The sequence below is a fragment of the Acidobacteriota bacterium genome, assembly GCA_034211275.1.
In the GTDB taxonomy this organism is placed as follows: domain Bacteria; phylum Acidobacteriota; class Thermoanaerobaculia; order Multivoradales; family JAHZIX01; genus JAGQSE01.
The window spans coordinates 23,146-29,468 of sequence record JAXHTF010000068.1 but is presented as its reverse complement, the minus strand read 5'-3'; the positions used below and the strand labels follow the sequence as shown (position 1 = coordinate 29,468).

Annotated in this window: 7 protein-coding genes and 1 tRNA gene; 6 read left to right on the top strand and 2 right to left on the bottom strand. The window is 65.0% G+C overall.

Annotated features, from left to right (window positions below; all coding sequences use genetic code 11):
• Positions 1 to 535 precede the first annotated feature (535 nt).
• Positions 536 to 745 carry a helix-turn-helix domain-containing protein gene (locus tag SX243_12475; GenBank protein ID MDY7093778.1) on the top strand — a complete coding sequence of 70 codons (210 nt, stop codon included), beginning with the start codon at positions 536 to 538 and terminating at the stop codon, positions 743 to 745.
• A 102-nt stretch (positions 746 to 847) separates the two neighbouring features.
• Here the strand turns inward: SX243_12475 and SX243_12470 are convergent.
• Positions 848 to 923, bottom strand: a tRNA-Ala gene (locus tag SX243_12470).
• A gap of 179 nt (positions 924 to 1,102) precedes the next feature.
• Here SX243_12470 and SX243_12465 point away from each other — a divergent pair.
• The 4 genes from SX243_12465 to SX243_12450 are packed head-to-tail and all read left to right on the top strand — an operon-like array spanning position 1,103 to position 4,246.
• Positions 1,103 to 2,197, top strand: a complete 1,095-nt coding sequence (locus SX243_12465; protein MDY7093777.1) for an FAD:protein FMN transferase — start codon at positions 1,103 to 1,105, stop codon at positions 2,195 to 2,197.
• Entirely contained in the window at positions 2,194 to 2,451 is a 258-nt protein-coding gene (locus SX243_12460) for a DUF4266 domain-containing protein (protein ID MDY7093776.1), read from the top strand. Before SX243_12465 ends, SX243_12460 begins: the two co-directional genes overlap by 4 nt.
• Positions 2,442 to 3,722, top strand: coding sequence for a DUF3570 domain-containing protein (locus SX243_12455; GenBank protein ID MDY7093775.1), 1,281 nt, complete (start codon positions 2,442 to 2,444; stop codon positions 3,720 to 3,722). Before SX243_12460 ends, SX243_12455 begins: the two co-directional genes overlap by 10 nt.
• Complete coding sequence (locus SX243_12450; GenBank protein ID MDY7093774.1) at positions 3,719 to 4,246, top strand: TlpA disulfide reductase family protein; 528 nt, start codon at positions 3,719 to 3,721, stop codon at positions 4,244 to 4,246. Before SX243_12455 ends, SX243_12450 begins: the two co-directional genes overlap by 4 nt.
• Here SX243_12450 and hflX read toward each other — a convergent pair.
• Entirely contained in the window at positions 4,237 to 5,424 is a 1,188-nt protein-coding gene (gene hflX / locus SX243_12445; GenBank protein ID MDY7093773.1) for a GTPase HflX, read from the bottom strand. The genes SX243_12450 and hflX overlap by 10 nt on opposite strands.
• A 197-nt stretch (positions 5,425 to 5,621) precedes the next feature.
• On the opposite strand from hflX, the gene SX243_12440 reads away from it, so the two are divergent.
• Complete coding sequence (locus SX243_12440; GenBank protein ID MDY7093772.1) at positions 5,622 to 6,323, top strand: TlpA disulfide reductase family protein; 702 nt, start codon at positions 5,622 to 5,624, stop codon at positions 6,321 to 6,323.

The window sequence follows — 6,323 nt, the reverse complement described above, 5'->3', positions numbered from 1 at the left end:
CGGTGGTCGAGGGCAGCGCTTCAAGCTCCTGGAGCTCACGGGGAAAGGAAGGTCACTCCTCTCCGAGTTTGAGGTCGTTCCAACCGCCGGTCTCGGTCGAGGTGGCGTCGCCCATCAATGGTGGGTCGAAGAGATCGCCACCTGGCTCGAAGCCGAGGGCTTAACCGTCTCCGTTGAAGACGAGAGCCAGGGAGCACGAGTCGATCTCCTCGTGCCGCTGAAGCACGGCTCCCTTGCTATCGAAGTCGAGATCTCCGAGGGACATGTCCTCGAGAACATCGAGAAGGACAGACGGGCAGGCTTCGAGACCATAGTCAGCCTCATCGAGGATCAGGGCGTCTTGGAGCGAATCCAGAGAAAACTTCAGCAGGGCCCGAAGGGTCTCGTTCTAGGTCTCCTCACAGATTTCCGCGAGGAGCTCGGCTCGCTCGTGTCTACTCGCTCTCCCTTACGACCCCCGAACCAAGACCAAGAGCCAAGACGTCAACGACGGCGAAGCGCCCCTTCCCCAGCCTCTCGGAGGAAGAGCACGCCTGTGACTACCGTCTCCCTGGAAGAGCCCGGCGCCTACACCACGCCCTTGGCCGCCGAGTACCTCGGGCTTTCGCCGGCGACCCTGGAGACCATGCGTTCCAGAGGTGGCGGACCGGTCTTCGTCAAGCTCGGGAGACGCGTCGTCTACCGCCGAGAAGACCTTGACGAGTGGCTGACGAAGAACCGGAAGCGCTCCACGAGCGAGCTCTAGGCTCCGTTTTGAGGGCCAAAAAGCCCCTCAGCCTGATTGCTATCTGATTGCTGAATTGAAAAGGCCCGCCGGATCGGCGGGCCCTAAGTATCTGAATCTAAATGGTGGAGCTGATCGGGATCGAACCGACGACCTCTTGAATGCCATTCAAGCGCTCTCCCAGCTGAGCTACAGCCCCACGTCTCTGGGAACGCGGATTGTAGCGGGCGGGTGGAGGTGGTGTCAACGACGGGGGACGATTGAAGTGTTCATGTGGAGTTCAGGTCGAAGTGGCAGGCTTGAGGCTATCGGTGCGCTCGCAGGACCGGAGTGGTTGCGGGAGCGCCTCGAGACGTCTTGCTGCCAAGGAGTCGAGCCGTGCTGAAGACGGGTTGGGATCGCTGGAGCTGGAGAGGAGGAGTCCTGGCATTGGGGCTCGTGGGAGTGGTGTGGGCCGGCCTGGTAGGCGCCCATCCTGCGGAGGGAGGCGGAGAGAAAAGCGCAAAAGAAAGCGCAGAGGAAAGCGCTCCGCACACGGTCAAGGAAGTCCAGATCAAGATGGGCTCGCGCTTCGAGGTCACCGTGGTGCACGAGGATGCGGCGATGGCGAGAGAGGCGGTGGCGGCGGCCTATGGGGAGATCGACCGCATCGAGGCGTTGATCTCGAGCTGGCGGGAGAGCTCGGAGACCAGCCGGGTGAACCGGGCGGCGGGGCAAGGGGCGGTGGCGGTGTCACCGGAGCTCTTCGACTTGGTGCGGCGGTCGCTGAAGGTCTCGAAGCTTACCGACGGGGCCTTCGACATCACCTTCGCCGGCGCCGGCAAGCTGTGGGATTTCAAGGCCGAGGATCCGAAGCTGCCGGCCCCAGAGGCCGTGGCGACGGCGTTGGAGCTGGTGGACTACCGGCTGCTGCGGCTGGACGCCGAGCAGCACACATTGGAGCTCCCCCGCGAGGGCATGGCCATCGGCTTTGGAGGCATCGGCAAGGGGTATGCGGCCAACCGGGCGGTGGAGGTGCTGCGCGGGTACGGCGCCGCTGGCGGCGTGGTGAATGCCGGAGGGGATCTGCTGGCTTTCGGCGAGCGAGAGGACGGCACGCCGTGGACGGTGGCCATCACCGATCCGCTGCAGCCCGACGAGGTCTTTGCCTATCTGCGCATTTCCGGCCAGGCGGTGGTGACCTCCGGCGACTATGAGCGCTATGTCGAAATCGACGGTGTGCGCTATGCCCACATTCTGGATCCGCGCACCGGGCAGCCGGTGCGAGACGTGCGTAGCGTCACCATCGTCTGCCCCAACGCCGAGCTGGCGGATGCCCTGGCCACTGGAGTCTTCGTGCTTGGCCGGGAAAAGGGACTGGCCCTGCTCAACCAGCTGCGGGGCATCGAGGGAATGATCGTCGATGCCGAAGGCTCACTGCATTTTTCCGACAACCTGCAATCGAAGTTCGTCCGCGAGGAGACCGATTCATGATTCAGCTTCACCGATCTTTCATCCACCGCTCTCTGGGACAGAGATTTCTCGCTTTGGCGTTGGGCTTTGGGTTCTGCCTGAGCTTGGGAGCCTGCGCCACGGTGCAGCCCTACGAGCGAGAGATTTTGTCCCTGGAGGCGATGCAGGCGGACGAAGTGCCCTGCCACCGTTTCGAGCGCAATATCGAGGTGTACCGTGAAGGGGCCGCCGGCGGCAACGGCGGCAAATCGGGAGGAGGCTGCGGATGTTCCTGAGCGCCCGGAGGCTTTCCTCCAGTTTTTCCACCACCACGGCCCTTCGGCCTTCAGGGATCTTGCGAGCTCTGCTCGTCTTGGCGCTGCTGATACCAGCCGCTACGGAAGCGCAGGCCCCGGAACCCGGTGCGGCGCCTCCCGGCGCGGGCTCCCCGAGCTCGGCGCCGGTGGCCTCGGGTACCGACGGTAGCGAGCTGGATGTGGAAATCCTGTTCAATTACTACGAGCAGGACGGCGAGAACTCACCGGTCACCGGCGGCATCGGCACCGAGGAGATGGACGTCATCTCGCCGGTGATCCTGCTGCGCTGGAAGCAAAGCGATCGCTGGACGTACCAGGCCCAGCTGGGGATCGACAACATCTCGTCCGCCTCCACCGACAATATCGACCTCGGAGAGGCGGAGGTGAGCAGCGCCTCCCGGATGGACAACCGCGCCTACACGACCCTCACCGCCACCCGCACCATGGAGCAGCAGGACGTCGGTGTCACCTTCGGGTTCTCCAAGGAATATGACTACTCGTCTTTTATGGGCGGTCTGAGCTGGTCGCGCAATTTCCGCCAGCAGAACACGACGTTGAGCGCCGGGCTGCGGCATTACTCCGACACCATCGACCTCTACGGCATCGACGGCATCCAGCGCGGTCAGGACGATCGCAGCACCACCGACTTCAATTTCGGCTGGACCGAGGTCCTGGGGCCGAAGACCCTGGGCTCGTTGGAGCTTTCCGTGAGCTCCCAGGACGGCTTTCTTTCGACCCCCTTCCACGAGGTCATCCTCGCACCGACACCGCAGTTTCCCGACGGCCAGCGAGTGGCGGAGCGGCTACCGGACAGCCGACTGCGCACCGCTCTGGCGCTGCGCCTGAGCCATGCGGTGTCGAAGCGCTTCGTGCCACGCTTTTATTACCGCCTCTACGACGACGATTGGGGAGTGCAAAGCCACACGGCGGAGTTGGAGCTGTGGTTCCGGCTGCCCACCGAGCGCGAGCAGTGGCTCTACCCCATCCTCCGCTACTACACCCAGGATGCGGCGGATTATTTCGGCCTGCCGCGAACCTTCGACGCCGGCACCGAGTTCTTCACCGCGGACCGCGACCTCAGCGAGTTCACCAGCGATAAGTACGGCGTGGGATGGCGGTGGAATCTGGGCGGCGCTTCGGGCCGCGGCCGCCTGCGCTATTTCGAGACCCGGCTGACCACCTATTCGCGGGATGACGGCCTGGACTCCACGTCCCTGTCCTTCGGCATCGGCTTGAGGTTCAATCCATGAGGAATCGGCGACAGTTCCCCGGGTGGCCGCTGACGCTCATCCTGCTCGTGGGGATCTGCCTGGCCCTGCCCGCCGTGCCTGCCGGGGCCGCCTCGGACCAGCACGGTCAGGAGCAGGCCTGGAAGGGAGCCACCGGCCGGGTGACGGTGATCGACTTCGCCGCCACCTGGTGCGGGCCGTGCTGGAAGACCCTGCCGCAATACCAGCAGCTCGCCGAACGCCACCCGCAGTTCCAGTTTCTGGTGGTGAGCGAGGACGAGGAACCGGCGGGACGGGATCGACTGGTGCGGGAGCTCGGCCTGCGGCTACCGGTGGTGTGGGACGAGGATCACGTCATCGCCGAGCATTACCGCCTGAAGGGCATGCCCACCACGGTGGTCCTGGGGTCGGACGGCGAGGTGCTCTACCGCCACTCGGGCTCGGCGACCCGCGACTGGAATCAACTGCAGGAGGTGTTGGCGAGCTTGCCGGCCTCCTCCCCCTCCGGCGGCGCGGCCTCAGCGGTCCAGCGGGCTCAGGAGTAATAAGCCAGGTCGGGATCCTCCTCGTCCCGGGCCGCGGCCTCGGGGAAGAGTTGCTTCAGAATGCACTGGCGGAGGTCGTCGAGGCCTTCGCCGGTGAGGGCCGAGACGGCCACCGCGTTGCGCCCGGCCTCGGCGGCGGTGGGAGCGTGGTCGGCCTCCAGACGGTCCACTTTGTTGAAGACCACCAGGGTCTTCTCCCGCTCCACCCCCAGATCGTCCAACACCTCGTCCGCCACCCGCAGCTGATCCTCCCAGGCAGGATGACTACGGTCCACCACGTGGAGCACCAGGTCGGCCTCGGTGATCTCCTCCAGGGTGCTGCGGAAGGATGAGACCAGGTGGTGGGGCAGCTTGCGGATGAATCCCACGGTGTCGGCGAAGATCACCACGTGGTAGGGATCCAGCGCTCCCCGCCGCAGACGGGCGTCGAGGGTGGCGAAGAGCCGGTCTTGGGCTTTGACGCCGGCCTGGGTGAGCTGGTTGAAGAGGGTGGATTTGCCGGCGTTGGTGTAGCCCGCCAACGCCACCGTCGGCACTCGCCGCCGGGAACGGCGCTGCAGCGCCCGGGTCTTTTCGATCCCCACCAGAGCTTTTTCCAACCGCTTGATGCGCTGGCGCAACATACGGCGGTCGGCTTCCAGCTGGCTTTCACCCTCACCGCCGCGAACGCCGATGCCGCCGGCCTGGCGCGAGAGGTGGCTCCAGCGGCGGGTCAGCCGCGGCAGCAGGTAGTTGAGCCGAGCCAGCTCCACCTGGGTCTTGGCCTCGCGGCTGCGGGCCCGGCGGCTGAAGATCTCGAGGATCACAGAGCTGCGGTCCATCACCGCCAAGTCGGTGGCCTTTTCGAGGTTCTTGATCTGGCTGGGGGACAGGTCGTCGTCGAAGACCACTACTTCCGCCCCCAGGTTGCGGGCCACCTCACCGATCTCCTGGGCCTTGCCGGAGCCGATGAAGGTGGAAGCGCTGGGGGAGCGGCGACGCTGGGTCGCCTGCCCCAGGACCTGCCCACCACAGCTGGTCACCAGCTCCTCGAGCTCGTCGAGATGCTCTTCCACCGTATCGAGGGGCTCGCCGCCAAGGCTGACCCCGACCAAAAAAGCTCGCCGGGGAACCGTCGGGCCGTCTTCATCCAAGGTATACAATCGTCGCGTCGCCTCCGGCTCGGAGAGGATCTTCACCGCCCTCCGAGGCCATTCGTCTGAATCCTTCGTCCGGTGCGGGAGAATCCTCGTCATCGAACGTCTTGGTTCAGATTGTAAGAGATCGAGCCCCAAGTCCAGCCGTCGGCTCCACAGACGGCGGTCCCAGGGCGTCTCTTCCGAGGCAGGCGAGGGACCAGCATCCGACCATTTGAGAACCTACGAGCGCACCCACTATGACCAAAGACTCCAAGAAGAACTCGAAGCAGAAGCTCGGCGAGGAGCCGCATCTCGAGGAGGACGGCAGTGACGACCTGCTGAGCCAAACCCTTCAACCCAGCGACGAAGGCCCCGTCCGCTCCGGCAAGCAGGCAAAATTCCTGTTCGGTTTGATCCTGGCGCTGGCTCTCCTCTCCCTCTTCATCCCCCGCGGCGACGGCACCTCCACCGCCCCCGGAGGCTTCCTCCTCGACGCCACCGGCCGCCCCACCACCCTCGGCGACCATCTGACGCCGGTGGTGCTGCTGCATTTCTGGGCAACCTGGTGTCCGCCGTGTATCCAGGAGATTCCAGCCCTCGAACGACTGGCCCGGGATTTCTCCGGCAAACCCGGATTCCAGGTGGTGATGGTGGCGGTAGACGACGAGCTGCAGAAGGTGCAGCCCTTCGTCGGCGAGCGGGCCTTCGCGGTGCTCTACGACCCGGAGTGGCAGGTGGCCCACCGCTACGGCACCCGCAAGCTGCCGGAAACCCACGTACTGGTGAACAACCGCAAGATCGACCGCCTGCGCTTCGTCGGCGCCACCAATTGGGACAATCCGGAGATCCGCGCCACCCTCGACCAGATCATCCAGCGGGTAGCTGACGGAGACGAGCTGGAGGCGATCATCGAGGATGTCCAGCTGGACCGCTCGCTGCTCGACAACACCGCAGGCTGA

Excerpts from the sequence above, each read along its gene's own strand:
- SX243_12460 (MDY7093776.1), top strand. The coding sequence starts at position 2,194 with ATGATTCAGCTTCACCGATCTTTCATCCACCGCTCTCTGGGACAGAGA.
- SX243_12455 (MDY7093775.1), top strand. The coding sequence starts at position 2,442 with ATGTTCCTGAGCGCCCGGAGGCTTTCCTCCAGTTTTTCCACCACCACG.
- SX243_12440 (MDY7093772.1), top strand. The coding sequence starts at position 5,622 with ATGACCAAAGACTCCAAGAAGAACTCGAAGCAGAAGCTCGGCGAGGAG.
- SX243_12450 (MDY7093774.1), top strand. The coding sequence starts at position 3,719 with ATGAGGAATCGGCGACAGTTCCCCGGGTGGCCGCTGACGCTCATCCTG.